Here is a 25,914-nt window from a genome sequence, read left to right as displayed (position 1 = left end):
AATTTATGGTTAACAAACCGCTAAATTGCTCGTTTGAATCCTCTCGCTTCCAGCCTGCAGTAAAATTCTGTTGACCGGCGGCATCCCTTGGGCAGCGACAAAAAGCGTGCTTTAAACCGCCTGAATCCGACACTAGTAACCCGCGATGATTCTTCTTTCCCGTCTTGCCTCGATCTTCCTTCTGGCTTTGATCGTCTTCGCCACCCTCTCACCGATCGGATTGAGACCGCATCTCGGCGATGCCAATCTGGAGCGAGCCCTGGCTTACATGCTGCTGGGCAGTGCGCTGGCGTTGAGCTTCCCGCGGCATACGATACGCACCGCCGGCTTCGTCGTGGGCATCGCCGCGGTGCTGGAATTGCTTCAGTTGATCGATCCTGGTCGCCACGGGCGGATCGAAGACATGGTCGTCAAAGCAGCAGCCGGGCTCATTGGCATCGCCGCGGTCACACTGGTTGGCAGGCTGCTGCGTCGCTCTCCAACGCAAAATCGATAAAGCCCGATCCAGGCTGGTTTCACGCCAATTTAACGCGTCGAAGCCAAGATATTTGGACGCGGGCGTAGTCCCGCACCCGCTACCTCGTCATAGACAGGGCATGCATGTCCCGGAACGGTCCGGAAATCGAGACCTCGATGGTCGTTGCCACGCTGGGCCGTTCGCACGAGTTGAGTGCACTGCTGCGCTCCCTGGCGGCCGGGAAGCGTCGCGACTTCGAAGTGATCATCGTCGATCAAAATGCCGACGATCGGCTGGTCCCGGTACTGGCGGGCTTTGACGGGCTGATGTCCATCCTGCACCTGCGTACCGACAGGAAGGGTGTCTGCCGCGCGCGCAATCTTGGCGCTGCTCAGGCCCGAGGCCAGTGGCTGATGTTTCCAGACGACGACTGCTGGTACCCGCAGGACTTTCTCGCTCGCATGGACGCCCTCAGGAAGGATCATCCCGCCGACTTCTACAGCGGCCGCGCCACCAATGCGCTGGGTGAAACAATCATGGGCGATTTTGCTATGGAAGCCAAACCGATCGAGCATGCCACGGTCTGGACGACACTGATCGAGTGGATGCTGGTGGTTAAACGATCTGATTTCGCCGCCGCCGGCGGCTTCGACGTCGCCATTGGCCCTGGCTCCGGTACGCAGTGGGGAGCTTATGAGATCCAGGATCTGGTGCTGAGGCTTTTGTCCGCCGGACGAAAAGGATGGTACGATCCGGCTTTTACCGGCCACCACCCGCAGGATCGCTCCGATCAGACCACGCCTGCCGCGGTCGCCAGGATGCGACTTTATTCTACCGGCCTCGGCTATGTCATGCGCAAGCACGGCTATGGCTTTGGTGACTATCTGCCGCGGTTGTTGCGCCCCTTGGCCGGTGTCGTCGTCTACGCATTTGCCGGCAAGCCGGGCATGGCACGCCGCTCCTGGAACATCTTCGCCGGCCGCTGGGTCGGCTGGCGCACTGCCCCAACATCCATTTCGCCTCATGGCGCCCCGGTTTCGCGAAGCGGTTTGTAAAGTGTACGCAAACCCCATTCCATTTAAGCTGAGAACGGGATCGGGGTGTAGCGAGGCGCAATTGCGGGGAACTCCTTGAGCAGAAGCATCATGTCGAATTCGTTGATCAATGCAGCAGCAGGCATGCTGCTCTTGGTCACCGGCTTCGCCTGCTCGGTTATCGTCGCACGCCTGCTCGGCCCCGCTGCCAACGGCACTGTCGCTTTCGCGCTCTGGGTGGCGGCCACCGGCTCGCTGGTGGCCGAACTTGGCACGGGAATCCTGTTGCTGAGGCTGCTGCCGCAATTGAAAGCCAAGGGCGTGGATGCGGACGAACGGCGAGGTTTCGCCGCTTTTCTGGCCATGCCTGTCGTTCTAGCCACGAGCTTGCTGACGGCGCTTTATGCATTGTTCTGCTGGAAAGGCGGCGGCCTCGAATGGAGCAATTCAACCGCCAGTGTCGCGGCCTTCGCCATCGCCCTGCTGTTCATCCAGTCGATCGGTTCCTTCACCAAGAACTACCTGATCGGCGAAAAGCGTCTCGGCACCTTCTTCATCTTCACCGCCATTGCATCGGCTTTGCAGCTTGCAATCGTCCTGGCCGGCGCGCTGTTTGCAGGCACCGAAGGCGTCCTGATCGGCTATGTGGCGGGCCAGTCGGTGTTCTTCATCTACACCCTGCGCATTCTTTCGACCCGGCGCCGAAAGGCCGGGCATAGCGCTCGCACACTTGCCGCAACATCGCTCCTGCTATTCTTCGAATTTCTTATCACGGCCGTTTTCCTGACCAGACCGGAGCTGGTTTTCCTGCAGCATTTCCGCGACACACAAGATGTCGGCTTCTACGCGGTCGCGCTGTCTCTGGCGAACCTTGCGCTACAGTTGCCGGTGCAATTGGCGGGAAGCCTGATCCCGTTCTATGCCGAACGGCACGAAACCGAGCACGACATCAGCTCTGCCGAGCTGTTTGCCGCCGTGGTCCGCTCGCTGTCCTATATCACCCTGCCGCTCTGCATCGGTCTGGCCGCAATTGCCTCGCCTCTGGTCGTCGCCATCTTCGGCAGTCCGTTCGAGCCAGCTGCCATCGCAGTGGCGATCCTGGCTTTCGGCTCGCCAGCCTATGTCTTCATGCTGCTCATCACCCAGTATCTCTACTCGAGGAACCAGGTAAAGGATCGCCTGGTCATCAGCAGCATCGGTGCGCTGCTGATGGTTGTCGGCTGCCTTGTCGCGGTGCCCTCATGGGGCCTTGCAGGTGCAGCAACCGTTCGCGGTCTCGTTTTCCTCATCATGAGCGTCCTCCTTGCAAGCCGCATCACCCTCGACGGCAAGGCGACGGGCCTTGCTCTTGTCGTGTTCAAGGTCGCACTGGCTGCTGTGTCTTGCGGTGTCGCCGCATATCTGGCAGCACGCGCCTTGCAGGGGATTTTCGGACTGGCTGTCGGCGTAGCGGTCGGCGCGCTTGTCTATGCGCTTGCAATGCGTCTGCTGGCGGCCATACCATCCGAAGACGCGGCAGCCATCAATCGCCTGCAATCGCGTCTTCCGTCGGGCATCGGACGAATCTCGCGATTGTTGTTCGGTTTGATCGCACCACTGCCTTCCACCTCACAGGCTTCGAAATGAATGCTCCTTCTGTTCCTGTTTCATCGAGCCGAGCACCAGGCATGACCGAGAACCGGAGTCGCAGGCAGCAGGCCGCAGCCCAGCCCGTGACATTCTGCGGCACCGTCGGGCTGTACGCCGAGGCGGCACATGATTCCACGAAGTACGACAGTGCGGTCCTTTTTCTCAGTCCATGGGGCCTCGAGGAGATGTGCACGCGCAAGCTCTGGCGCGATCTCGCTGAGCGCCTGGCGTTGTCTGGCATCGCCAGCATGCGCTTCGACTATCCGGGAACCGGTGACGCGCTGGACCGAGGCGACTTCGCCGAAGGTCTCGCCGTCTGGGAGAAGGCCGTACTTGGCGCTGCCGAAGAATTGCGCCGCCTCTCCGGCGCCGCCAGGCTGATCCTGGTTGGCCATGGCATCGGCGCGACGCTGGCGGCAAGCTTCGCTCCAAAGCTCGGAACCGTCGAGGCAACGGTGCTGATGGCGCCGGTGATCAGCGGTCGTTCCTATCTGCGCGAGCTGGCTGCCTGGTCCAAGATGGTGGATGAGGGTCTAGGCCTTCGCAAGGATCAACGCATTGCCGATCACGTCGCGGTGGCGGGCCTGGTCATGCCCGACGAAGTCGCTGCGGAGATCAAGAAGCTCAACATCGAAGCACTGCCAACGCCACCGGCAAGCCGCGTCATGATGCTGGAGCGGCCGGCACGCGACAAGGAAGTCGCGCTCTCGAAGCACCTGGCCGCACTGGGCGCCAAGGTCACTCGCCTGCCCTATCTCGGCTACGATGATCTGGTTTCAAACCCGACACTCGCCAAACAGCCACTCGCGGTCATCAGTCAGGTCGTGGGGTGGGTGTCCGAGGCAGCCACGCAGTCAAAAGGCAGGAAAGCGCACCTGCAGGCATCGGAAGTACCCGGCACAGCGCGACTGGAAGGTCCTGATTTCGTGGAGACCCCTCTGCGCTTCGGCGCTGACGATCGCCTCTACGGTGTTCTCTGCCAGCCTCGTGGTCAAAGACGAGGCGCCACCGTCATCTGCCTCGGAAGCGGCTATGATCGCCAGGCCGGCTGGGCACGCATGACCGTCGAAACGGCCCGCTATCTGGCTGCCAAAGGCGTGGCTTCCCTGCGTTTCGACGGGGCGGACGTCGGCGACAGTCCACCGGTGGTCGGGGCACCCGAACAGACGTTGTACACCGACTATCAGGTTGACGACGTCATCGCCGCTTTCGACCTGCTCGATGGATTGGCGCTCGGTCTGGCAGTGCTCGCCGGCCGCTGCAGCGGCGCCTATCTCGCCTTCCGCAGCGCCCTTGCCGACGACCGCTGCAAGGCCGCCGTGCTGGTCAATCCCTTCACATTCGTCTGGGACAAGGACGAGGCGGTGGATGACGCCTTGCGCTACAATGCCCGCTCCCTTGAAGACTATGGTCGCCGCATGGTCAGCGGCGACACGCTGCGCCGCCTGTTCGCCGGCCGCATCGATGTCCGCAGTGCCGTAACCAGCATCGGCAAGCAGGTCGCCCGGCGCATTGCCGGAATGATGCCGGCGCTGATGGCGCCGGTCTCAAAGTATGCCCGCCTGGGAGAAGCCACGCACGCCCTGTTCAAACGCCTCGCCCTGCGGCACATGCCGCTGACATTGATCTACAGCGCCACCGATATCGGCCTCGATCGCTTCCGCTTCCATTTCGGCAAGAACGGCGAAGGGTTGAAGCGCTACGGCAATGCTACGCTGGATATCATTGCCGATGCCGACCACAACATCTCGCCACCTGCTGCCAAGGCTGTGGTACGCGAACGCATCCTGCAGGCTGCGTTGAAAGCAGGCGAGCCGGACGGAGCACGTGCAAATACACACGTAAACGACGCCCCGACATTTCCGGCCGGCGCATGATTTTCCGAAGGTCGGGCTCGATTTGCGCGACGATGCGCCAGGTAGCGTTAGAACCCTACGGCGCTTGAATTCAGAGCGCTGACACTGCCAGCGGGCTTTTCCGCGCTTCCAAGCGCAACAAGCCGCACGGTCTTCGCATCTCCCGGCGCCAGATGGAACCAGTTGTCCGAAGGCCGGAAACCGGGCACCTCGATATGAACCGACTGGGCCAGACGATCGGCGGAGAGTGTCAGCAGCCAGCGCCCTTCATCCTCGGAGACCACAGCCGTCAAGGCAGCCCGGGTCAATGCTTCGGTCCGCCCGAGCGGGAAATGAAATGCCTCGGCAACAAGACGTTGACCGCCCTCCTCCTTCAGTCGGGCAACCGTGACATTGTGCGCAGGCGGCCCGAAACGGAACGCATAGGCGGTATCGAAAAAAGCGCCGAACAGATCCGTCGCCGGCAAGGTGATGCCTCGTCGGGCCGGAACCATGATCGTCCGCGTGCCACGCACCACAGGCTGCACCCCGTCGCGCAGGCAGGCGATCTCGACGATGAACGCGCGGTCCGTGCCGCCATCATTGGCGACATGCACGTCGACGCCGTTTGTACCTTCATCCGTCAGCATGATCTGCGCCGGGCGAAAGGCGCGTTTCAAGGCGTACCAGGCCGGCTTTGGCATGCCCCTGGCATCGACCACGCCCCACCCGGCACCCGGCAGCATATCCTGGAACGTCCAGACCAATGCACCGTTGCAGCTGGAACCTGGACGGCGCCATTCGGCGAAGGTCGCTTCCATCACCTCGCCTGTCACGGCACGCGAGAGGTCGAGATACCGGGCCGGATCCTCGCGGCGCAGCCTTGCAGGGTCGACATCGTAGAGCAGTGCCAGATAGTGTTCGCGAATATCTTCGAAATCCCATGACGCGCCACGATCGCGTGGCACGCGCGCTTTCCAGCGTGGGTCATGAACGGCCGGCACCGGCAACGCGCTGTCGAGCAGGACCTGTTCCGGTACATTGGCAAATGCCAGGCTTTCGGCGGCAAAACGGACACCGGCGCGGCGCGCGTCCTCCAGCGGCCGGCAGTAGGCGCCGACACCGTAATAGTGGGTGACGCCTTCACTGGGCGAAAATGGCATCGCCCCGCCGCATGGACTGTTCGGCACGTAGGGCACATCCGGTCTGATCGCGGCTGCAATGCCGGGCAGCAGTTCATCCGTCAGGGGACCGGACCATGATGCCGGCGGCAGCCCAAGCATGGCCGCCTGCTGCGCCATCTCACTGCCGCCGCACAGCACCGCCAAGGACGGCGATGACGAAATACCATGCAGGAACTGTTCCGCTTCCGGGCGCACCGACTTCGCGAAATCGGCATCGCCGATCGGATAGTCGAAGTTGGCAAACATGAAGTCCTGCCAGACCATGATGCCGAGCTCATCGCACAGTGCGAAGAATTCCGGCGTCTCGTAGAGCATGGTTCCGCCGATGCGGATCATGTTCATGTTCGCGTCGGCCGCAAGTTCGAGAAGTGGTGCGTAGCGGTCCCGCGTACCGGGAAGGTCAACGATGTCGGCGCTGGTCCAGGCCGCCCCGCGACAGAAGACACGCACACCGTTGACGAGAAGGGCGAAATCCCGACCGTCGGAACCCCGATCGACGGCGATCCGCCGGAAACCGGTGCGGCCGATCGTGCGACGCTCGCCGCCCGCGATGATTTCGATATCGTGCAGAGCCGCAGTTCCGTGCGTGCGCGGCCACCAGACGTCGACATCCGGAATGGACAGGCGACCTTCGAAGTGCCCGTCCCTGCCTGAAAGCTCGACTTCTCTGCCCGCGCAGATGAGGCGGACAGTGCCCCTCAAACTGGACGCCTTGAAGCTTACCTTCAGCTGGCCGGCCCCGCCCTCATCCAGCGTCGCGGCGACGCGCACATCCTGCGGTTCGCCGTTCTCCGGCCGGACCAGCCGGATCGCGCGATAAGGCCCGGCGGCATGGATTTCCGGACACCAGCCGGGCATGTAGCCGAGCACGGTGGTGCGTACCAGGCGCAACCCCGGCGGCGTGATCATCTGCGGCCGCCAGCGGGCGCGTGGCCCCCGCTTTTCCAGATGGGGTGCGAGAGCCCGGAAACAGATGGCCAGCCTGTCCTTCCCGGTCAAGGTGACAGCCAGGTCATGGCCGATGAACATCGAGCCGGAAGTAAGGAGCAGATCGCCATTCCAGTAGATTTCCGCGACCGTCGCCAGCCCATCGAAATGAAGCATGGCTGGTCCAGGCGACTCTCCCAGGTGATCGAGAAAGTACCAGGCGTCGGACGTGTTCAGCGGTCGCGGCGCGGTGCGCTCGAACTGACCGTCTCGCTCCAGCGCACCGGCAACAGTACCGGGAACAGGCGCTGACACAGTCTGGAAAGGCCCCACATCCAGCGGCGGCTTGTCCCATGCGCCAGCAGGCGTGAGCACCATCCGCCAACCCTGCTCCAGAAAGCGGCTCCGGCTGCCATGTACGGGAGTATCCGCGCCCACAACGCTTCTAGCCTAACCTGCCGGCCAGGCCGTGCATCAGGGCGTCCCAGGCCTCGACGGCCGGATCGAGAGCGGTGGCCAAGGGCTCGAACCTGCGCCGCGCCAGGGCGCGCGCCACCTGGAACTGCGTCGCCTTGGCGACTTCGGAAATACGCCGCGCATGACTGGCCGCATCGCCCAGAGAACCGTCGGGACGCAGCCAGTCGAGATGGCTTGCGGCCAGGTCGAAATTCGCGCCGAGCTGGCGCAGCGTGTTGAACGATATTTGTGGAAGAAATCGAATGGCCGCTCCGCCAGCTTTTCGACCTGGCCGGGGAAAATCCTGGCGAAGGCTGCCACCGGATTGTCGGCCGGCCGACGCGCAAAATGCTGTCTTGCCAGCCGCTCGGCATACGAATGCAGATGGTCGTGCGCGGGCCGTTGCGCCGGAAACTTGGCGAATTCCGTATAAGGCAGGAATGGCAGGTCCTCCGGCCCGTCGTTCATGTGGAACAAGCCGTCGAAATCATCGCCTTCCAGCCGGAAGAAGCCGGCATTGTGGAAGTAGTCGATGCTGCGGCTGGCGACATCGAGACGGTTGATCGCGACGGTCGTCTTGCCATGCTCATGCTGGTAGCCGACACCATGCGTGTCGGGCATGTAGAAACTGTCCATCTCGACAAGGCACAGACGGCCGCGCTTCAGCTGCTCTTCGACATGCGCCTCGACGCGGTCGTAGATGGCGAGCTCCGTGCAACGGATGCCGTACAATGCCTCGAGATCTTCCAGCGGCACCTTGAAGAAGGTGAACTGGTCGCCTTCGAAATCCTGCGTCAGCGAGAAACCCAGCATCGCCTCCGGCTCACTGCCGAAGGCGTGCAGCGTCTCGATCCACAGATCGACATAACAATTGGTTTCGGGCCACATGCGCTCCGCCTGGTGCAGCGCATGTGGCTTGTAGCTGGCAGGGTCGAGCCCGGCAAAGACCGTCGGCAGCGCCAAGATCAGAATCCGAAGGTCTTGCGAACCGGCGCCGGCCAGGCGTCGATATCGAGGCCGTGGTGGTTGAGCAGCGCCAGCGCGATGCGCTCCAGCCCGAAGCCGACGCACGCGGTATGGGCGACTTCACCATCGGCCGTGTTGATTTCCCAGCCCTTGCCGAAATGATCCTGATGATAGTTGAAGCTCATGCAGGCCGTCGGCTTGGTGGTCGAGGTGATCGGGATCAGCAGTTCGAACTTCAGGTTCTGGTCGCGCTGGTTGTTCTTCATCATGCGCCCGGCACGCCCGAAGAAAGGATCGTTGGCAACATCGATTTCGACAGGCAGGCCGATTGAAGCCATCAGTGCCTTGCCGCGCTCCATCCAGTCGTTGCGGAATGCCATCACCTGTTCCGGCGTGCCCATGCGCACATATTCACGCATGCGGAAAAGCTGCATGCGCGCAGGGTCGTTGGACGGCTCGCGCCGGAAACAATAGGATTGCAGGTCGAACAGACCGCCGCCCTCCGGCAACGCACCGCGTTTGGCCACCGTCGGATAGAGCGGATAGCAGGCCGCGGGCGTCAGCACGATGTCGGTGCCTTCCTGGGTCTTGGTCCAGTCCTCGCCCGTCTCCATGCATTGCAGGAGATTCATGTGGTCGAGTTCGTTGCCGCAGAAGGAATGTATCGTACCGGCGAGCTGCGGAAAGCTTTTCATGTAGCCGCTGCCCTCGAAATGGGCGCGGTTCATGCCGGGCGGGAAACGGATCGGTTCGGCGCCGTCGCCGCCACCAACGCTGTCGATCAGCGCCTCGAAACGGGTGATGATGTCCTCGAAGCGACCGCTGCGGCCATAAAGCCCTTCGACACCGGTTTCGATGAGCAGGCCGGTCTCGAACAACCTGTCCAGAAGCGAGGTTTGCTGGTCCATGGCTTACCCCATCAGGCTCGTGTCCTGCTTGTGCACAAGCAGGAGGTTGGACGTGTTACCGAGGATACGGTCGTTGGAAATCATCAACTGCGCCGAGTGCGCATCGCGCAGGTGGCGGCCAAGGCTGTAGGGCGTGCCGTTCTTGTAACCGAGGATACCGCACACCAGCATGGCATGGTTGATGATGGTGAGGATCGTCTCGGACGAGCCGATCTTGACGTTGTTCATCGCCACCGCGAAACCGATCGAGGACAGGCGATCGTGATCGGCCTTCGCCGCCTCGAACTCGCGCAGGCCGGCGATGATGTTGGATTTCAGGAGTTGCAGCAGGCTGGACGCCTCGGCCAGCCGCAACGCGCCGGGCGGCGGCGCGCCGGGGCTCTTGCGAGCGGCTGCGCGCACGAAACCCTGCGCGCGCGCCATGGCATTGACGGCGATGCCGTACCAGACGGCGCTCCACAGCAGGTGCGACGTCGCCAGCATCGATTGCGCTGCGATCTCGGCAAAGGGCTTCGGCAGGATCTGCACCGCGGGTGCATCGCCCTTGAACAGGTACCCGTCCGAACAGGTGCCGCGCATGCCGAGCGTGTCCCAGACTTGGGTACGCTCCAGCGTGTACTGATCCTTGGCGAACACCGTCATCACCTGGTCGGTCGAAGCCGCCTCGGCATTGGCGCGCGAGGTGATCAGGATGGCGTCGGCATATTCGCCATAGGAGATGACCGTGGCGTCCTTCTCCAGATGGCAATCGGCCCCGTTCACTTCGATGGCGCAGATGCTGTTGCGCAGATTGCCGCCGATGCCGCCTTCGGTGGTGGCCGAGGCCAGCAGCAGTTGTTCGTCGGCGACACGACGCATGAAAGCCTGATGCCAGTCACTCTCCGAGCCGTGCGAGACGAGGCTGGAGAGCTTGATGTGGTGCATGGCGAAAACCATGGCCGCGGAGGCGCAGGACTGACCGATCAGCGAGCAGATCTCGGCAACGTCCGATATCGTGGCGTCCTCACCGCCGAGCTCATTGGCGATCTGGATGGAGAGCAGCCGTTCGAGCCGCATGGCATCGACGGCCTCTTGCGGAAAGCGGCTCTTGATGTCGACGTCATCGGCATGAGCGGCGGCGACCGCCGCCACGCGGCCGGCGCGTTCGGCAAGACGGGTGCTGGCCGGCGCGTTCATTCTGCCGCCGTGGCCCCGTTGAGGATGCCCTCTACGGCCGCGGCGATCGCATCGACGCTCTGGAATGTTTTGCGGTTGAGCAGCGAGTCCGGGAATTCGAGATCGAACGCTTCTTCCAGAGCCAGCATGATCTGAACCGAGGCGAAGGAAGACAATCCCGCCGCGTAGAGGTCCGACTGGTCGCCGAGCGTCTCGATCCCACCCGGCAAACCGCCACGCGCGGCCAGAATTTCACGAATTTTCGACTTCACATCGCCCACGATACTCACCCTACCCAAGAAGGAACGCGCTATCCTCGCCCTCCCTCTAAATTAACCGCAATAAAATCGCATGAACGGGAATGGATAATAGCCTGTAAACCCGCACGCGCCGGAACCTTCAAGCTAGCGCATCGGCCCGAAAATCGAAATCGATTTCGGCAAGTACGGTGTGCGTAGCTTCAGGTGTTGGAGCGTTCCTTGCGACGGACCCGGTTCAAAGCGTGAAGGACCAGAACAGGCAGGCGAGCGTCGCCGCCGCGAAAACGACCAGGAAGAGGCTGCGCAGCAGGACGTTGCGCCTCAACTCGTTCATGACGAGGTGACAGCCCACCACTGCCGCGACGAACAGGAAGCGCCAGTTCCACAGCGCCCACAGCGCGCTGCCTTGGCCGAAGGCCCAGCGCGCCGCCAGCGATCCGACAATGCTGGCGAACAGCACCACGACGGCCCAGACGATGATATCGGCGGCATTGAGCAGAACGATGCTCGCCGCGCGTAGCGGCAGCACCATCATCAACATGGCCGAAAAGAAATAGAGCGCGGCGAGCGGTAGGAAGGTCGTTGCATCCGCAATGTCGTCCAGCCGCTTCACGCCGATGGCGCCGAACGGATAGCCGTGCTGCGCCACCGCCAGGCTCAGCGCCATCAGCAAGGCGGAGAACACCGCAACCACGGCGAATGAAGTAACGATCTTGCTCACGGCGCTTCCCTCGCGAATCGGACGCGAGCAAGCCTAGCGGTATCTCGTAAATTGCAGGTAAGCCGAAGGAGGTATCCCTCCATCAAGCGGTGATCTGCACCGGCGCCGCCTGTTTCCCTGCGACAGCAGGCACCCTGACCTCTCCCAGCCGTCGACCACTGTCGGCGTCGAACAGCTGGATATCAGCGGGATCGACCGAAAAGAAGAACGGCTGGCCCGGTTGCAGATCGGCACGTGTCGCGACGTGTACGATCATCGTCTGTCCGCCTAACGAGCCATGCAGCAGCTTGGCGATGCCGAGCTCTTCGGCAAAATCGAAGCGCGCGGAAAGCGGACCTGAACCGAATTTCACCGCTTCGGCACGGAAGCCTGCAATCACCGGACCATGGCCGATCTCCGGCCACTGGTTGCGATCATAGGCGAGCTGCTGGCCATCCGGCAGCTTGATGACACCCTCGTCGGGATGAGCGGCACCCTTCAGCAGATTGAGCCCGGGCGAGCCGATGAAATTGGCGACATAGGTGGTTTCCGGCCGACCGTAGACCTCGCTCGGCGTTCCGACCTGCTCGATGCCACCCTTGTTCATCACGACGATACGGTCGGCCAGGGTCATTGCCTCGACCTGATCATGCGTCACGAACAGGGTTGTCGCGCCGAGCCGCTGGTGCAGCTTGCGGATTTCGACGCGCATGGCGACGCGCAACGTTGCGTCGAGATTGGACAAGGGCTCGTCATAGAGGAACACCTTCGGCTCGCGGATCATGGCGCGACCCATCGCCACCCGCTGCCGCTGGCCACCGGAAAGCTGGGCCGGCTTGCGTTCGAGAAAATCGGTCAGGCCAAGCGTGGCCGCGACCTTGTTGACGCGTTCGGTGCGTTCGGCCTTCGGCAGTCCGGCGATCTTCAGCGAGTAGCCTATGTTCTTTGCTACCGACATATGCGGATAAAGCGCATAGTTCTGGAACACCATGGCGCAGCCGCGCTCGCGCGGCTCCAGCTTGTTGACCACACGGCCGGCAATGGCGACCTCACCCGAGGTGATCGATTCCAGACCGGCCACCATGCGCAGCAGTGTGGACTTGCCGCAACCGGAAGGCCCAAGAATGACGATCAGCTCGCCGCTGGCGACATCGAGGTTCACGCCATGCACGACCTCGTTCTTGGCGTAGGATTTGCGCACGTCGCGCAAGGTGATTTCGGCCATGGGATGTCGTCCCTTATTTTTCAGTGGAGATGAGGCCGCGCACGAACCAGCGCTGCAGGAAAATGGTGACCAGCACCGGCGGGGTCAGCACGATCAGATTGGCGGCCATGGCAACGTTCCAGATCGGCGGCTCGCCGAATACCGGTCCGGGCACGATCTTCTGGAGCTGCATGGTGGCGGTGGCGAAGTTCAACTGGTCGGTCACCACCAGGAGCGGCCACAGATACTGGTTCCATGACCACACGAACATGATGGTGGCGAGCGCGGCCATATTGGTCTTGGAGAGCGGCATCAGCACTTCGAGGAAGAAGCGGACCGGACCCGAGCCATCCATCTTGGCCGCTTCGGTCAATTCGTCGGGAACCGTGAGAAAGAACTGCCTGTAGAGGAATGTACCGGTTGCAGTGGCGATCAGCGGCAGGATCAGGCCTGAATAGGAATTGAGCAGGTTCCACTCCGGCAGACCGACCGAGACCCCGAACAGTCCGAAGATCGCCTTGAATGGTCTCAACGCGTCAGCTGCCACCGCATAGGTCGGCACGATGCGCACTTCCAGCGGCAGCATCAGGGTGATGAAGATCAGCCAGAACATCACCATGCGGAGCTTGTAGCGGAAGTAGACGATCGAGAACGCCGAAAGCGCGGCGATGACGATCTTGCCGATGGTGACGCCGCCGGCGACGATGATGGAATTCAGCATCACCCGGCCGAAATTGCCGCGCTCCCAGGCGGTGGCCATGTTTTCGAAGAAATGGCCGCCAGGCATCAGCGGCATGGGCACCTGGTTCACCGTGTGAAAATCATGGCTCGCAGCCACGAAGATGATCCAGAACGGGATCAGCAGTGCCACAAAGCTGAGGATGAGCAGCGCGTGGGTGAAGAAATCGAGGACGGGGGTGCGTTCGATCACGGCCAGGCCTCCGCTCAGCGATAGTGGACGCGCCGCTCGACGAAGCGGAACTGGATGAAGGTCAGTGCGATGACGAGCGCCATCAGCACGATCGATTGTGCGGCGGCGAGCGAGTAGTCCTTGCCCTGGAAGCCGTCCGTGTAGATTTTGTAGACCATCAGTTCGGTCGCCCGCGCCGGGCCGCCGGATGTGGTGATGTCGACGATGCCGAAACTGTCGACGAAGCTGTCGGTGATGTTGATCACGATCAGGAAGAACAGTGTCGGTGTGATCAGCGGCAGCTGGATGTCCCACATCCGCCTGAGCACACTGGCGCCGTCCATGGCGCCTGCCTCCGAGATCGTGCGCGGAATCGACTGCAGGGCCGCCAGGAAGAAGATGAAATTGTAGCCCACCATCTTCCAGCTTTGCGCCAGCACGATGAGGGTGAAGGCATCATAACCGTTCAGTGCCGGGTTCCAGAGACCTGGGAAGGCATGGTTGATGACCGACACGAAGCCGGCATCCGGCGAGAAGATGAAGCGGAACGCCAGGCCGACGGCAGGCGCGGCCAGCGCGTAGGGCAGGAAAAAGGTGAATTTGTAGACCTGGTGGCCGGGCAAGCGGCGATCGACGAAGAGCGCGAGCAACGCGGCAATCACAAGCGAAAGCACCGTGGCCGAAAAGGCGAACGTCAACGAAACCCGCACCGAGTTCCAGTATTTCGGGTCCTCGAACACGGTCATGAAGTTCTGCAGGCCGACCCACTGGTTGCTGCCGCCGAAAGGCGGCTCCAGGGTGAGCGACCAGTAGAGCGCCTCACCGGACGGCCAGTAGAAGAAAACGAAGATCAGAAGCATCTGCGGAGCGATGAAGGCTGCCGCCAGCCACAGATTGGAGAAAGTCGCACGCTTTTCCATGCGGATGCTCCTTGCCGCTCATGTTTGTGAAAGGGGCGCCGCGGCAAGCCGCGACGCCCGGATAAGGTCTGGCCTGCTTATGGCAGAGCGACGCCCTTGTAGGTCTGCTCGTAGCGGCGCAGGATCTGGTTGCCTCGTTCGACGACTGCGTCGATGGCGGTCTGCATGTCCTTCTGGCCGGTAAAGGCGGCTTCCAGCTCGGAGCGCAGCTCGGCGCGGATCGAGGTGAAGTTGCCGAGACGGATGCCGCGCGACAACGGCGTGACGTCCGACGCGGTCAGCGAAGCGATCGCGATATCGCGGTTGACGCGCTTCGGATCCTTGTAGAAGCCGTCAGCCTTGAGCAGCTCGTAGCCCTTGGTCGTGACCGGGATGTAGCCGGTGTTTTCGGCGATGTACTTCTCGCCGGTGTCCGGAGCGGTGACGTATTTCAGGAAAGCCGCGGCGGCTTCATATTCTGCCGGCGACTTGCCTTCCATGACCCACAGCGATGCGCCGCCGACCATCGAATTGGTGCGCTTGGCCGCATCGATGACCGGCATCATGGCAACGTCCCACTTCAGGTCCTTGGACTGGGTGTTGTGCACGGTGCCGTGGTTGGCGATCGAGGTGATGGTGGCGGCGCAGGTGCCATCGGCGAACGCCTGGACCACGTCCTTGCCCATCTGCTTGGTCTGGATCTTGGCATAGCCGGCGTCGAGCCAGGACTTGAAATCGTTCATATGGCCGACGAAGGCGGTCTTGTTGAAAGCGAGTTCGGCGCCGAGACCGCCATAGCCGTTGTCGAGCGTGGCCAGCGGAATCGAATTGGTTGCCGAGAACTGTTCGAGGTCCATCCAGGAATCGAAATCGAAGGCAAAACCGCAGGGGACGCCGGCAGCCTTCATCGCCTTCAGGTCTTCGCCGAACTCGGCCCAGGTCTTCGGCGCTTCGGTCTTGCCGATCTTCGCGAAGGCTTCCTTGTTCCAGTAGAAGACGGCGGTCGAGGAATTGTAGGGGAACGACCACATCTCACCGGTAGAGGTGGCGTAGTAGTTGGCGATGCCCGGGAAATAGGACTTCCAGTCGATGTCGAGCTTGTAGTCCTTGGCGAACTTGGTGGCCGGATAGATGGCGCCCGACAGCATGAAGTTCACGGTGCCGGCGTCATAGATCTGGACGATCGTCGGATGCTGCTTGGAGCGATAGGCCGCGATCGTGTTCTGCTCGGCCTTGTCGTAGCCGCCCTGCCCGGTGCAGACAGCTTCGTATTTGTCCTGCGACTGGTTGAACAGCTGGCAGTGCTTGGCCACCACTTCGCCGAGGTCGCCGGTCAGTCCGTACCAGAATTCGAATTTCGTGCGTTCAGCGGCGTTGGCGCCGCTGGCAAGGACGACGGCCGTCGTCGCGAGCAGGATTAATCGTTTCATTCGTCCTCTCCAGACAGGAAGGTTGCTGTGCGAGCGCAAAGCCCGCTACGGCGCCTCCCCTAGAGAGATCACATGACAGCCGCGTTGTGGTTTCGTGATGAAATGACGACAATCCCCGCCGGCACAGGACAACAGTCTCTATTTGCTTCCGAGATGGAGAGTGCGACGAAGGCCGTGGCTGACCGGCTATTTCGGCTCAGACACCGGCATCACGGATTTCAAAGACATTGCCGCCACTGGTGACGAAGCGCCCGCGTTCGCCCCGGCGTACGCTGTAGCATTTCTCGCCACCGTCACGGATCTCGCTCCACACGGTGCACAGTTCGCCATTGCGCAACGCCCAATGGCCCTTGTCGCCCTGCTGGAGCGAATTGCGGCCCGAATTGTCAATCGTGATCTCGGCGGAGCCATCCGGTGCCAGGGTCAGGGAGCCGCCACGCCAGCCACCGTCCTCCCACCAGGCGATGGAATGCCCGACCAATTCGTTCTTCAGCTCGGCCGACGTGAGATCGCCCGCGCTCGTTTCGCCGGCGGCAAGCAGCGAAGCGACCAGGACTGCCGAATGCAAAGCCATGCCACGCAAAGCCCGAATCCTCATCCATGACGATCGGATGACGATTCAATGACATTTGCCGGCTGCTGTCGAGCATTGATTGAAGCCGGCAGCCGGTGGTTTTCCCCAGGTCACGTCAGCGAAGTGTCACGTGCCGGTCAGATGCCGGACATGAAAGCACGCCATTGTCGCGGACAGCCTGCCGAGCACCGCTCGGCCAAGATCCAACAAGCCTGAAGGACCAAGCCCATGTCAGCCGTCACCGGCACCGGAATCTCCGCCCACAAGCGCGCCAACGATCTTTCGGACTTCGCCGAAGAGCTCGACATGATCGAGGAGCTGGGTGTCGAGGCGATAGAATTGCCGACCTACGACATGGATATTGTTGTCGGCGGCAAGATCAGGAAACCGCAGCTTGCCGCCCTGAAGCGCGCCTGCGCCGGCCGCGACGTCGTCTACTCCGTGCATGGCCCGCTCGCCATCAACTTCATGGACGAGGCCTATCGGTTGCCGCGGCATTTCGAGGTGCTGCAGGCGTCGCTGGAAGTGGCTGCCGAGGTCGGCGCCGAGCATTACGTGATTCATTCCGGCCTGATGCCGATGCAGCAGGCCGACGGTGTCGAAGCCGGCTACCAGCGCCAGCGCGAGTGGCTGGCCAAGAGCGGTGACGTCGCCCGCCAGCATGGCTTGATCCTCTGCGTCGAGACCCTGTTCGCCGGCTACGAAGGCAAGGCGCTCGCTGCCTCGCCGTCCCGGCTTGCCACGGAACTCGGTGCGATCAACCATCCGAACGTCATGGCGACGCTCGATTTCAGCCACGCCTACCTGAAACTCGATTTCGACGGACGTCGTGACGAATTTGTCGAGGAGGTGAAGGCGCTGGCACCCTATGCCCGCCATCTCCACGTTCATGACAGCTTCGGCCGCCAGGACGACATCTGGATGTTCACCGATGGCGAACGCATCGCCTACGGTCACGGCGACCTTCATCTGCCGGTCGGCTGGGGCGATATACCCTGGGACAGACTGATGACCGAATGCGAATTCCCGGATGGGGTTCTGTTCAACATCGAGCTGAAGGAACGCTACTGGTACGCCGCCCAGGACACGGTCGATGCCACCAGGCAGCTTGCCGAGAAGGCTCGTTTCGTACGCACCGCCGCCGCGGCCTGAGCTGTAGGCCTGAGCAGTGCCCTCAGATAGTCATCTGCGGGCACTTCGTTCATCTTCATGCCGAGGCAAAATGCCGTGGGAAAGCATGGTGCAGCAGCGTGGCGATCGTCTTGGCTGGAATCTCGGACTCGCGATCGGGGGGATTGAGGTGCCCCCAATACCAGGCCCCCTGGACGATGTAGTTGAGACTTTCCGCCAGTGTCCTTGGATCGACGCCGGTATAGTCGCCGAGCCGCACGATCTCGGCAAGCAAGTCGCTGGCTTCCGCGTTGTAGGCCAGGTCTCCGGGTAGTCCGATTTCCTTGTAGATCTGCATGCTCTTGCGGTCGCTGCCGAAGATGACGAAGACCGAAACCCATTTGGGGTGCTGGCGCGCAAACCTGCGCCCGCATTCGACTGCTCCCGTCACGCGCTGCACCGCTGACAGATCGGGCGCGCGCACCATGCTGGTCCACAGCGCGTCATACTGATCGCTGAGATATTGCAGCACCGCGCGCAGCAGGTTCTCCTTGTTGCCGAAATGGAAGACCACCAGCGCATTGGAGGCCCGCGCCTGTTTGGCAATGGCCTGCATGGTCAGGCTGGACAGGCCTTCGTCGGCGATGAGGTCGATGGCTGCATCGATGATGCGCTGAATGCTGGCCTCGCCGCGTTGACGCCGACGGTCCCCCGTGCCCGCCGGGCGCTCGGCGACGACGCTTGCCTGCATGTCAGCGGTGACTGCCTTGCCTTGTGCCATCTTGCTTCAGTCCCCTGCACCGGCGAGGGGCGACCCTGCCCGACGCCGGCTCATTCCTTTCGCGGCCAGCCGCCGTCACAGCGACGGGCGCGTCGCAGCGCCGTCGTACCATTGGCCCCGAGCCGTTTCATAGGCCATTGCCGCGCGGAATACATCGGCATCGCTGTAGGTGCGACCGACAATCTGGATGCCAGTCGGCACGCCATTTGTCGCCCGGCCAGACGGCATCGAAACAACGGGACAGCGGCTCAGCATGTTGAACGGCGTGGTCATCACCCAGCCGAGCGACGGGTTCACCGTCTTGCCGTTGATCTGCACCGTGTCCTTCGAGTGATCGAATTCGGCAGCTACGGCCGGCAATGCGTTGGTCGGGCATATCAGGACGTCGTATTTTTCCAGCAAGGGTCCGAGGCTCTGGTACATCCGGCCCGCCACTTCCAGCGTCCCGACGAAGTCGGTCGCCTTCGATTTCTGTCCGTCCTCGGCGAATTGCCGCGCATAACTCGTCATGTCGTTGCCGTGCTCCTTGAGCAGCCCGGCGAGTGACGCGCCGAAGATATGCTCGAGATAAGCCATGCCGGATTTCAGCACCTCGTCGCCCCAGCCGAGATCGACCTCTTCCACCGTCGCTCCCAGCGAACGGAACACCTCGCAGGCTTCCAGCGTGTTCTTGCGCACGTCCGGGCTGACCTCGAAGGAGCCGAGGTCCATGGAGAAAGCGATCCGCCAGCCTTTGATCGGCTTGTAGTCGAGCGGCAGCCTCAGCTTCGGGCGCAATGTGGAGATGTCGAGCGGGCTCGGTCCGGTCATGACGTTCTGCAGCAGGATCGCGTCGGTGACGTTGCGCGCCAGCGGCCCGGTGTGACAGTAGAAGTCGAGGTTGAAGGGCGGCTCGTCCGGATTGCGGCCATAGGGCGGCTTGAAGCCGACCAGACCGCATGCCGAGGCTGGAATGCGGATGGATCCGGCGATGTCGGAGCCGGTCGCGATCGCCGACGTGCCCGCGGCAAGCGTCGCACCCGAACCGCCTGAAGAGCCACCGGGCGTGAAGTCCGGATTCCAGGGATTACGGGTGACACCCCAGCGCCTGGACCAGGTGTAGCCGGCGCAACTGAATTCGGGCGTTGCCGTGCGCGCATGCACGATGCCTCCGGCCTTGATGATGCGCTCGTTGATCGTGGAGGTGTGGCCGCTGACGGCGCCCTGGGTCAGCAGCGAACCATGCGAGGTCGGCTTGCCCTTGATGTAGCTCTCGTCCTTGATGCCAATCGGCAGGCCTTCGAGCGCGCCGGTCCTGGCGCCCCTGGCATATTTGGCTTCGGCCTTCCTCGCGAGCGCCATGGCTTGATCGAAATAGGTGAACGTCAGGCAGTTGATCGAGGATTTCGTAGCCTCGGCGCGCCTGATGGTGGCTTGCATCAACTCCACCGGCGAAAGTTTTTTGGCCCTGAACAGCTGCAGCGCCTTGTTGGCCGGCATGTAGCAAAGGTCGAGATCGGACATGCGTGGTCTCCGGCGATCGGACGATCGCGATCGTGGTCTGGGAGCAATTCCAGGAAAAGTGTGTGCGGTTTCCGTCCGGAATTGCGTGAAAACAAGGAGTTGGAGTGTTTCCGTGAGAAACGGAAACGCTCCAGCGATGGCTGTCCGGGCGCAGTTGGCGCCCGGAACTGGCTGGTGACGGGCGCTATTTCTGGATGTCGGTCCAGATCTTGGTATAGAGTTGCAGCACCGGCTGCGGGCAGATTGGCATGACTTCGCCCTTGGCCAGGAACTCGGCGGGGATATTAACCTCCGGTGCATCCTTCATGTCGGCGGGCATGAACTTCTCCGAGCCCTTGATGCCATTGGCATAGCGGGCGAAAGCCGAGATCATCGCCGCGTTTTCCGGATCCATGATGAAGTTCTGGAACAGCTTGGCGTTCTCGACATTCTTGGCGTCCTTCAGCACGGCGACATTGTCCATGAAGATCGGATAACCTTCCTTCGGATAGCCGTAGGTGATGTCCTTGTTCTGCAGTCGCTGGCGCAGCGAGATGCCGTTCCAGTTCACGCCGGCGGCGATGTCGCCGCGGCCGAGCCCATCGACGGCAGCGTAGTCCAGCGAAAGCCACTTCGCCTTGGCCTCGACCAGCTTGTCGCGCACCTTCTTCAGGAGCGCCTTGTCTTCGGTGCAGAACTTGCCGCCGAAATAGGTGATGGCGAAATACAGGATGTCGCCCATCTCGGGCACGACATTGATCTTGCCCGCCAGCTCGGGCGGCGGATCGAGGAAGATCGCCGAGGTGTTGATGTCGCCGGAATAGACGGATTTGTTGACCGAGATGCCGGTGGTTCCCCACTGCCAGGGCACGGTGTATTTGCGGCCCGGGTCGAACGGCACGTCGACCCAGCGCGGATCGACATTCTTGAAGTTCTCCATCTGGTCGGGGCGTGTTTCGAGCAGCAGTCCCTCACTTACCCAGATCGGGATCACGCTGGCCGACGGCACGACGATGTCATAGCCGGACGCGCCCTGGCGCACCTTGGCGAGCGCGGTGTCGTTGGAATCGTAGTCGGTGACGGTGACCTTGACGTCGTATTGCTTCTCGAACTTCTTGATCAGTTCGGGGCTGGTGTAGTTGCCCCAGTTGTAGATGTTGAGCACGCCTGCGGCGTGGGCCGAACCGGCCCCTGCCAGAAGCGACAAGCCAAGCGCTGCGGCTGCCATTTTCAGCTTCATGCACATTTCTCCCTTTTTGGGACCCGGTCGGTTTCGGGCCCATTTCGCCGCGGCCCAAAATGACGCCGGACGGTCTCGCTACGTGTTCCCATGGGTCAGTCATTCACCGGCAGGCGCCGGCTGGCTGGTCTTTTCCCGATCGCGAGATTATTATTACTAACTATTTAGTCAATATCTTTTTCGAAACCGCGACCGGTGGAAAGACCTGGCATTGAGGGATGCCGGGCAGCACCATTGCCGGCTGGCTATAGGCCAATGCCGAAGCCTAGTTGGCCGGCGATGGCTGGGCCGGTTCCTGGCTGCCTGCAGAGGGCGGTGTTTGTGTCGGCTCGGCCGACGGAGCATCCGGAGCCTGCGGCGCGGATTGCTGGGAGCCTTCGGGCTGAGCGGTCCGCTCGTTGGTCAGGACTTCATCAGTCTTGGCCTTGATCTCGTCCGCCGTCTGCTGGCTGATGAGCCCATAATTGACCGCCAGACCGGCAAGCAGGGCAACGACGATGCCGATGATCGCTGTTTTCAGGTTCCTGGACATGGGAAGAGGCCTTTCAAGAGCCAGCCGGCGACCGTATCGACAATCACCTGATGGTGCCCTTCCGCCGAAAAGAAGGGTGCCTGAGCTCTCGGGGATGGTCAATCCTTGGCAGACTCAAGCAGAACCCGCCGCACCTGTTCAGCCGGACTCGTTCAGCGTCAGCTCTGGCGATGAGGGTCGTCGGGATCGAACGTGCCGCCCCCCATACCGCCGCCCATCCCACCCATGCCCATTCCGCCGCCTGCGCCGCCACTACCGCGACCCGCTCCGCCCTCCCGCTCGCCCTTGCTGCGGCTGCTACCCGACGAGGGCCGGGTCGGACCCTGCATGGGGATCTGGAGATCGGACGGAATCGGGTCGAGGCTCAGCGCCTCGCGAATGAAATCGCGCAGCGAGACGACGAGTTCGTGGGTGTGCACGGGACGGCCGGCAATAAGCTCTCGTATTGCCCGCTCGGCCAACCGAACCTGCGCTTCGGTTCCAAGCAGGAGGATATCCGACAGAGCCGCTTCGACGGCATCGCGGATGCGTCTTGTCCGCTCGGATCCGGTACCGCCATTGTCCGCCAGTTCCAGCCCGTTTTCAGCGTCTCCGGTGGATTGGGAACGTCGTTTCAAATCGCGCAGATGCGTCGGATCGACGGAAAGATCGCCCGTAAAGGACCCGCCCAACGTCTTGTAAGCCGCGATCAGGACGCGCAGCCGTTCGTTGATCTGCCTGTTCATGCGCTCGCGGCGCTGCTGGATTGTCATCATCATCAAAAGGCGGATGCCCATGCTGATGAGCGTAAACAGCGCCAGGCCAATGAATGTCACCAGCACGCTGTGCCACGAACTGAAATCCAGATTGTGCAAACACGCCTCCGCGGAACAGGGCAGAGCAGATCGAACTGCGATCTAAATTGGTTTCTTCGGCTGCCGCAATATCCATGGAAAATGTGCACCCGCTCGTGCGACGGGTATTTGATAGCCAACCCTTTGAAGAGGTTGGTACGCCCAAGGGGAATCGAACCCCTGTTTGCGCCGTGAGAGGGCGCCGTCCTGACCGCTAGACGATGGGCGCAGCCGAGAACCGGCGATATAGGCTGGCCTGTCTGAAAAAGCAACAGGCTGAAACGGCAAGTTTTGATGCCCTTCTCAGTCCGGCTGACTTCGTTTCGGAGCAGTGCAGCTCCGGGCAACTGCTTCGGCAGCAGCCTATCGCTTTGGCTGGATCAGATCCCAGAGATTGCCGTAGAGGTCGGCAAACACGGCAACCGTGCCATAGGGCTCATGACGCGGTGCTTCGCGGAATTCCACGCCGCGCGCCAGCATGGCGGCATGGTCACGCGCGAAATCATCGGTCTCCAGGAAAAACGCGACGCGGCCGCCGGTCTGGTTGCCGATGCTGGCCACCTGCCCTGCCCCATCGGCCTTTGCGAGCAACAACCGCGCCCCGCCACCGGCGGGTTCGACCGTCACCCAGCGCTTGCCGCCACCGAGATCGACATCGGACGTCAGCCTGAACCCGGCACGGTCGACATACCAGCGGATCGCCTCGTCATAGCCGGCGACGACCAGCGTGACCGTGGCGACCCGGCGCTGAGTGGCGAAGTCGCTCATGGCGCCTACTGCAGCCGCAAGGTGTAGCGGCCGATCATGCGCCGTTCGGCGATGTCGTAGACGAAGATCGCGCGGCTGCCGTCCGACAGCTCCGCCTCGAGCGACAGGCGGTCGCCCGAGAGCGACTGCGACAACACCTTGGCGCCAACCGGCAGGACAATATCCCCGCTCTGCGGCTCGCCAGCGGGCGTCTGAATATCGCCGGCAATCGGCGCCGTCGGCTTGGCGGTGTAGGATTTGTAGACAAGCGCCGCCACCACGACCATAAGGGCGAAGAACAACAGGCCAAGATTGACGACCATGAAGCGGATCAGCTTCCTGCGCAGCTTGTCCACATTCGGATCGAGCGGCTTGTCTTCCTCGTCATCGGCAAGGGGCCGGGCCATGGGCGATCTATTCCGGAACTGTTTCGATGGCCGCACCTGATAACGAAGACACCGAAGAAATGATAGGGGCGGCGCCAATCGCGCTGGAAGCCGGCGAAGATGCCGCCGGCCAGCGCCTCGACCAATGGCTCGCCGCGCAGTTGGCGCCTGAGCTGTCCCGCAGCCGCATCCAGGCGCTGATCAAGCAAGGGGCCGTCCGCCTATCCGGCCAGCCGATAGACGAGGTCAAACGCAAGCTCGCCGCAGGCGACTTGATTTCCGTGGAGATGCCGGAGCCCGAACCGGCCGAACCGCAGGGCGAGGACATTCCGCTCGACGTTCTCTATGAGGACGACGCACTGATCGTCATAAACAAGCCGGCGGGGCTGGTCGTCCATCCCGGCGCCGGCAACTGGACCGGCACGCTGGTCAATGCCCTCATCCATCATTGCGGTGCGAGCCTTTCCGGCATCGGCGGCGTAAGGCGACCGGGCATCGTGCACCGCCTCGACAAGGACACCAGCGGCGTCATGGTGGTGGCCAAGACCGACCATGCCCATCGCGCCTTGTCGGAAGCCTTCGCCGACCATGGCCGCACCGGCGATCTGCAACGCGCCTATGTCGCGCTGGTCTGGGGGATTCCGCCGCGTCCAGCCGGCACCATAGATGCACCGCTCGGCCGCGCCGCCGACCGCATCCGGCGCGCCGTCGTGCCGGAACATCGTGAGGACGCACGCCATGCCATCACTCACTACACTGTGGAGGAACGCTTCGGCGAAGGACAGGACAAGTTCGCAGCCGCCAGCCTCGTCGAATGCCGGCTGGAAACCGGCCGCACGCACCAGATCCGTGTACACATGGCGCATATCGGCCACCCGCTGGTCGGCGACCCCGACTACGGCCAGGCTTTCCGCACCAAGGCCAACCGGCTGCCGGAACCGCTGAAGGGCAAGGTCGCCGCCTTCCCCCGCCAGGCATTACATGCCCGCCTCCTTGAATTCAGCCATCCCGATACCCATCTGACGATGAGGTTCGAAGCGCCGATGCCAGGGGACATGGAGGATCTGGTCGGCGGCTTTCGAAATCTCTGAACCTGCCACCAAAAAACCTGACTCGTATTGTTCACTTAGCGGTGACACACTGTTCCACCTTGAACAAATACGTGGATTTTCCGGGTTTGTTCCGGTATAAATCTGTCTAACGCGATCGTGCCGTCAGGCAGGCGCGTCACATGTCCGCCGCGTTTCGGGGACATTCCTAAAAGAGAGGAGGGCGCTATTCATGGCCCAGTCACTACCCAGTATCGTTTCCGGTGAAGGCGGCCTCAGCCGCTACCTGGAAGAAATCCGTCGCTTTCCGATGCTTCAGCCGCAGGAAGAGTACATGCTCGCCAAGCGGTACCAGGAGCATGAAGACACCGGCGCTGCCCACAAGCTGGTCACCAGCCACCTCAGGCTCGTGGCCAAGATCGCCATGGGCTATCGCGGCTATGGCCTGCCGATCGGTGAAGTCATCTCGGAAGGCAATGTCGGCCTGATGCAGGCCGTCAAGAAGTTCGAGCCGGAGCGTGGTTTCCGGCTGGCCACTTATGCCATGTGGTGGATCAAGGCCTCGATCCAGGAGTACATCCTGCGCTCTTGGAGCCTGGTCAAGATGGGCACGACCGCCAACCAGAAGCGCCTGTTCTTCAACCTGCGCAAGGTGAAAGGCAAGATTCAGGCACTGGATGACGGCGACCTGAAGCCGGACCAGATCACCGAGATCGCCACCCGCCTCAACGTTTCCGAGGAAGAAGTGGTTTCGATGAACCGCCGCCTGTCGGGCGATGCCTCGCTCAACGCGCCGATCCGCGCGACCGAGGGCGAAAGCGGCGAATGGCAGGACTGGCTGGTCGACGACCATGACAGCCAGGAAGACATGCTGATCGAACAGGACGAACTGGACAATCGCCGCCAGATGCTGGCCGGCGCCATGTCGGTCCTCAACGATCGTGAACGCCGCATCTTCGAGGCACGCCGCCTCGCCGAGGAGCCGTTGACGCTGGAAGAATTGTCGGCCGAGTTCGACATCTCTCGCGAACGCGTGCGCCAGATCGAAGTTCGCGCCTTCGAAAAGGTGCAAGATGCGGTCAAGGCCGCCGCCAAGCGCCAGGCCCAGGCGCTGCGCACCATCGACGCGCAGCCGGCCGCCTGACGGTTCTGACAGTCACATGAAAAACGGCGCCGGGAGACCGGCGCCGTTTTTTGTTTGTCCAGCGTTGCCGGCAACTGAAGCA

Annotated in this window: 24 protein-coding genes, 1 tRNA gene and 1 pseudogene; 7 read left to right on the top strand and 19 right to left on the bottom strand. The window is 62.2% G+C overall.

Annotation, left to right across the window (positions count from 1 at the left end):
• Positions 1 to 145 precede the first annotated feature (145 nt).
• From C1M53_RS14720 to C1M53_RS14705, 4 genes are all read left to right on the top strand, one after another.
• Positions 146 to 496: a VanZ family protein gene (locus C1M53_RS14720; protein ID WP_129412920.1), complete on the top strand. Its 351-nt coding sequence runs from the start codon at positions 146 to 148 to the stop codon at positions 494 to 496.
• Between the two features lie 104 nt (positions 497 to 600).
• A complete protein-coding gene (locus C1M53_RS14715) occupies positions 601 to 1,512 on the top strand; it encodes a glycosyltransferase family A protein (RefSeq protein ID WP_129412919.1) in 912 nt (303 codons plus the stop codon).
• Between the two features lie 90 nt (positions 1,513 to 1,602).
• Positions 1,603 to 3,117 (top strand): oligosaccharide flippase family protein, encoded by a 1,515-nt coding sequence (locus C1M53_RS14710; protein WP_245488551.1) that lies wholly within the window; start codon positions 1,603 to 1,605, stop codon positions 3,115 to 3,117.
• Between the two features lie 41 nt (positions 3,118 to 3,158).
• Positions 3,159 to 4,997: an alpha/beta hydrolase gene (locus C1M53_RS14705; RefSeq protein WP_129412917.1), complete on the top strand. Its 1,839-nt coding sequence runs from the start codon at positions 3,159 to 3,161 to the stop codon at positions 4,995 to 4,997.
• Between the two features lie 47 nt (positions 4,998 to 5,044).
• Here the strand turns inward: C1M53_RS14705 and C1M53_RS14700 are convergent, their stop codons facing one another.
• From C1M53_RS14700 to C1M53_RS14650, 11 genes and pseudogenes are all read right to left on the bottom strand, one after another.
• On the bottom strand, positions 5,045 to 7,444 hold the full coding sequence (locus tag C1M53_RS14700; protein WP_129412916.1) for a glycoside hydrolase family 2 protein: 2,400 nt from the start codon (positions 7,442 to 7,444) through the stop codon (positions 5,045 to 5,047).
• 67 nt (positions 7,445 to 7,511) lie between these two features.
• Positions 7,512 to 8,479, bottom strand: a pseudogene (locus tag C1M53_RS14695) (DUF1839 family protein).
• Positions 8,480 to 8,487: 8 nt separating this feature from the next.
• Complete coding sequence (locus tag C1M53_RS14690; RefSeq protein ID WP_129412915.1) at positions 8,488 to 9,396, bottom strand: amino acid--[acyl-carrier-protein] ligase; 909 nt, start codon at positions 9,394 to 9,396, stop codon at positions 8,488 to 8,490.
• A gap of 3 nt (positions 9,397 to 9,399) precedes the next feature.
• The gene (locus C1M53_RS14685) at positions 9,400 to 10,572 is read right to left on the bottom strand and encodes an acyl-CoA dehydrogenase family protein (protein WP_129412914.1); all 1,173 of its coding nucleotides are present in this window, start codon (positions 10,570 to 10,572) and stop codon (positions 9,400 to 9,402) included.
• Entirely contained in the window at positions 10,569 to 10,823 is a 255-nt protein-coding gene (locus tag C1M53_RS14680; protein WP_129416179.1) for an acyl carrier protein, read from the bottom strand. The genes C1M53_RS14685 and C1M53_RS14680 overlap by 4 nt, the downstream gene beginning before the upstream one ends.
• A 223-nt stretch (positions 10,824 to 11,046) precedes the next feature.
• Positions 11,047 to 11,532, bottom strand: a complete 486-nt coding sequence (locus C1M53_RS14675; RefSeq protein WP_129412913.1) for a hypothetical protein — start codon at positions 11,530 to 11,532, stop codon at positions 11,047 to 11,049.
• Positions 11,533 to 11,614: 82 nt separating this feature from the next.
• Positions 11,615 to 12,736 carry a sn-glycerol-3-phosphate ABC transporter ATP-binding protein UgpC gene (gene ugpC, locus C1M53_RS14670; RefSeq protein ID WP_129412912.1) on the bottom strand — a complete coding sequence of 374 codons (1,122 nt, stop codon included), beginning with the start codon at positions 12,734 to 12,736 and terminating at the stop codon, positions 11,615 to 11,617.
• Positions 12,737 to 12,749: 13 nt separating this feature from the next.
• Positions 12,750 to 13,646, bottom strand: coding sequence for a sn-glycerol-3-phosphate ABC transporter permease UgpE (ugpE, locus tag C1M53_RS14665; protein WP_129412911.1), 897 nt, complete (start codon positions 13,644 to 13,646; stop codon positions 12,750 to 12,752).
• A 14-nt stretch (positions 13,647 to 13,660) separates the two neighbouring features.
• Positions 13,661 to 14,545 carry an ABC transporter permease subunit gene (locus C1M53_RS14660; RefSeq protein ID WP_129412910.1) on the bottom strand — a complete coding sequence of 295 codons (885 nt, stop codon included), beginning with the start codon at positions 14,543 to 14,545 and terminating at the stop codon, positions 13,661 to 13,663.
• Between the two features lie 77 nt (positions 14,546 to 14,622).
• The gene (locus tag C1M53_RS14655; RefSeq protein WP_129412909.1) at positions 14,623 to 15,954 is read right to left on the bottom strand and encodes an extracellular solute-binding protein; all 1,332 of its coding nucleotides are present in this window, start codon (positions 15,952 to 15,954) and stop codon (positions 14,623 to 14,625) included.
• A 196-nt stretch (positions 15,955 to 16,150) separates the two neighbouring features.
• Positions 16,151 to 16,528, bottom strand: coding sequence for a hypothetical protein (locus tag C1M53_RS14650; RefSeq protein ID WP_129412908.1), 378 nt, complete (start codon positions 16,526 to 16,528; stop codon positions 16,151 to 16,153).
• A gap of 228 nt (positions 16,529 to 16,756) precedes the next feature.
• On the opposite strand from C1M53_RS14650, the gene C1M53_RS14645 reads away from it, so the two are divergent.
• Entirely contained in the window at positions 16,757 to 17,680 is a 924-nt protein-coding gene (locus tag C1M53_RS14645; RefSeq protein ID WP_129412907.1) for a sugar phosphate isomerase/epimerase, read from the top strand.
• Positions 17,681 to 17,735: 55 nt separating this feature from the next.
• Here C1M53_RS14645 and C1M53_RS14640 read toward each other — a convergent pair whose 3' ends face one another.
• The 8 genes from C1M53_RS14640 to C1M53_RS14605 form a co-directional block, all read right to left on the bottom strand.
• A complete protein-coding gene (locus C1M53_RS14640) occupies positions 17,736 to 18,419 on the bottom strand; it encodes a TetR/AcrR family transcriptional regulator (RefSeq protein WP_129412906.1) in 684 nt (227 codons plus the stop codon).
• 75 nt (positions 18,420 to 18,494) lie between these two features.
• Positions 18,495 to 19,922 (bottom strand): amidase, encoded by a 1,428-nt coding sequence (locus C1M53_RS14635; protein ID WP_129412905.1) that lies wholly within the window; start codon positions 19,920 to 19,922, stop codon positions 18,495 to 18,497.
• Between the two features lie 184 nt (positions 19,923 to 20,106).
• A complete protein-coding gene (locus tag C1M53_RS14630) occupies positions 20,107 to 21,141 on the bottom strand; it encodes an extracellular solute-binding protein (protein ID WP_129412904.1) in 1,035 nt (344 codons plus the stop codon).
• A gap of 265 nt (positions 21,142 to 21,406) precedes the next feature.
• Positions 21,407 to 21,673 carry a hypothetical protein gene (locus C1M53_RS14625; protein WP_129412903.1) on the bottom strand — a complete coding sequence of 89 codons (267 nt, stop codon included), beginning with the start codon at positions 21,671 to 21,673 and terminating at the stop codon, positions 21,407 to 21,409.
• Positions 21,674 to 21,831: 158 nt separating this feature from the next.
• Positions 21,832 to 22,527 (bottom strand): hypothetical protein, encoded by a 696-nt coding sequence (locus C1M53_RS14620; RefSeq protein ID WP_129412902.1) that lies wholly within the window; start codon positions 22,525 to 22,527, stop codon positions 21,832 to 21,834.
• A gap of 133 nt (positions 22,528 to 22,660) precedes the next feature.
• Positions 22,661 to 22,735: transfer RNA gene (locus C1M53_RS14615), tRNA-Glu, on the bottom strand.
• Positions 22,736 to 22,869: 134 nt separating this feature from the next.
• Positions 22,870 to 23,274, bottom strand: coding sequence for a VOC family protein (locus tag C1M53_RS14610; protein WP_129412901.1), 405 nt, complete (start codon positions 23,272 to 23,274; stop codon positions 22,870 to 22,872).
• Positions 23,275 to 23,279: 5 nt separating this feature from the next.
• Complete coding sequence (locus C1M53_RS14605; protein WP_129412900.1) at positions 23,280 to 23,660, bottom strand: fimbrial protein; 381 nt, start codon at positions 23,658 to 23,660, stop codon at positions 23,280 to 23,282.
• A 26-nt stretch (positions 23,661 to 23,686) separates the two neighbouring features.
• On the opposite strand from C1M53_RS14605, the gene C1M53_RS14600 reads away from it, so the two are divergent.
• Positions 23,687 to 24,730, top strand: a complete 1,044-nt coding sequence (locus C1M53_RS14600; protein WP_129412899.1) for an RluA family pseudouridine synthase — start codon at positions 23,687 to 23,689, stop codon at positions 24,728 to 24,730.
• Positions 24,731 to 24,920: 190 nt separating this feature from the next.
• Positions 24,921 to 25,832 carry an RNA polymerase sigma factor RpoH gene (rpoH, locus tag C1M53_RS14595; RefSeq protein ID WP_129412898.1) on the top strand — a complete coding sequence of 304 codons (912 nt, stop codon included), beginning with the start codon at positions 24,921 to 24,923 and terminating at the stop codon, positions 25,830 to 25,832.
• Positions 25,833 to 25,914: the final 82 nt, after the last annotated feature.

It is taken from the genome of Mesorhizobium sp. Pch-S (genome assembly GCF_004136315.1).
Lineage (GTDB): Bacteria > Pseudomonadota > Alphaproteobacteria > Rhizobiales > Rhizobiaceae > Mesorhizobium.
The sequence above is the reverse complement of the archived record's forward strand: the minus strand, read 5'-3'. Positions and strand labels throughout refer to the sequence as shown.

What these genes read in the sequence shown, in the direction of transcription:
- C1M53_RS14720 (WP_129412920.1), top strand. Translation starts at nt 146, where the DNA reads ATGATTCTTCTTTCCCGTCTTGCCTCGATCTTCCTTCTGGCTTTGATC.
- C1M53_RS14715 (WP_129412919.1), top strand. Translation starts at nt 601, where the DNA reads ATGTCCCGGAACGGTCCGGAAATCGAGACCTCGATGGTCGTTGCCACG.
- C1M53_RS14710 (WP_245488551.1), top strand. Translation starts at nt 1,603, where the DNA reads ATGTCGAATTCGTTGATCAATGCAGCAGCAGGCATGCTGCTCTTGGTC.
- C1M53_RS14705 (WP_129412917.1), top strand. Translation starts at nt 3,159, where the DNA reads ATGACCGAGAACCGGAGTCGCAGGCAGCAGGCCGCAGCCCAGCCCGTG.
- C1M53_RS14700 (WP_129412916.1), bottom strand. Translation starts at nt 7,444, where the DNA reads ATGGTGCTCACGCCTGCTGGCGCATGGGACAAGCCGCCGCTGGATGTG.
- C1M53_RS14690 (WP_129412915.1), bottom strand. Translation starts at nt 9,396, where the DNA reads ATGGACCAGCAAACCTCGCTTCTGGACAGGTTGTTCGAGACCGGCCTG.
- C1M53_RS14685 (WP_129412914.1), bottom strand. Translation starts at nt 10,572, where the DNA reads ATGAACGCGCCGGCCAGCACCCGTCTTGCCGAACGCGCCGGCCGCGTG.
- ugpC (WP_129412912.1), bottom strand. Translation starts at nt 12,736, where the DNA reads ATGGCCGAAATCACCTTGCGCGACGTGCGCAAATCCTACGCCAAGAAC.
- C1M53_RS14660 (WP_129412910.1), bottom strand. Translation starts at nt 14,545, where the DNA reads ATGGAAAAGCGTGCGACTTTCTCCAATCTGTGGCTGGCGGCAGCCTTC.
- C1M53_RS14655 (WP_129412909.1), bottom strand. Translation starts at nt 15,954, where the DNA reads ATGAAACGATTAATCCTGCTCGCGACGACGGCCGTCGTCCTTGCCAGC.
- C1M53_RS14650 (WP_129412908.1), bottom strand. Translation starts at nt 16,528, where the DNA reads ATGGCTTTGCATTCGGCAGTCCTGGTCGCTTCGCTGCTTGCCGCCGGC.
- C1M53_RS14645 (WP_129412907.1), top strand. Translation starts at nt 16,757, where the DNA reads ATGTCAGCCGTCACCGGCACCGGAATCTCCGCCCACAAGCGCGCCAAC.
- C1M53_RS14640 (WP_129412906.1), bottom strand. Translation starts at nt 18,419, where the DNA reads ATGGCACAAGGCAAGGCAGTCACCGCTGACATGCAGGCAAGCGTCGTC.
- C1M53_RS14635 (WP_129412905.1), bottom strand. Translation starts at nt 19,922, where the DNA reads ATGTCCGATCTCGACCTTTGCTACATGCCGGCCAACAAGGCGCTGCAG.
- C1M53_RS14630 (WP_129412904.1), bottom strand. Translation starts at nt 21,141, where the DNA reads ATGAAGCTGAAAATGGCAGCCGCAGCGCTTGGCTTGTCGCTTCTGGCA.
- C1M53_RS14625 (WP_129412903.1), bottom strand. Translation starts at nt 21,673, where the DNA reads ATGTCCAGGAACCTGAAAACAGCGATCATCGGCATCGTCGTTGCCCTG.
- C1M53_RS14610 (WP_129412901.1), bottom strand. Translation starts at nt 23,274, where the DNA reads ATGAGCGACTTCGCCACTCAGCGCCGGGTCGCCACGGTCACGCTGGTC.
- C1M53_RS14605 (WP_129412900.1), bottom strand. Translation starts at nt 23,660, where the DNA reads ATGGCCCGGCCCCTTGCCGATGACGAGGAAGACAAGCCGCTCGATCCG.
- C1M53_RS14600 (WP_129412899.1), top strand. Translation starts at nt 23,687, where the DNA reads ATGGCCGCACCTGATAACGAAGACACCGAAGAAATGATAGGGGCGGCG.
- rpoH (WP_129412898.1), top strand. Translation starts at nt 24,921, where the DNA reads ATGGCCCAGTCACTACCCAGTATCGTTTCCGGTGAAGGCGGCCTCAGC.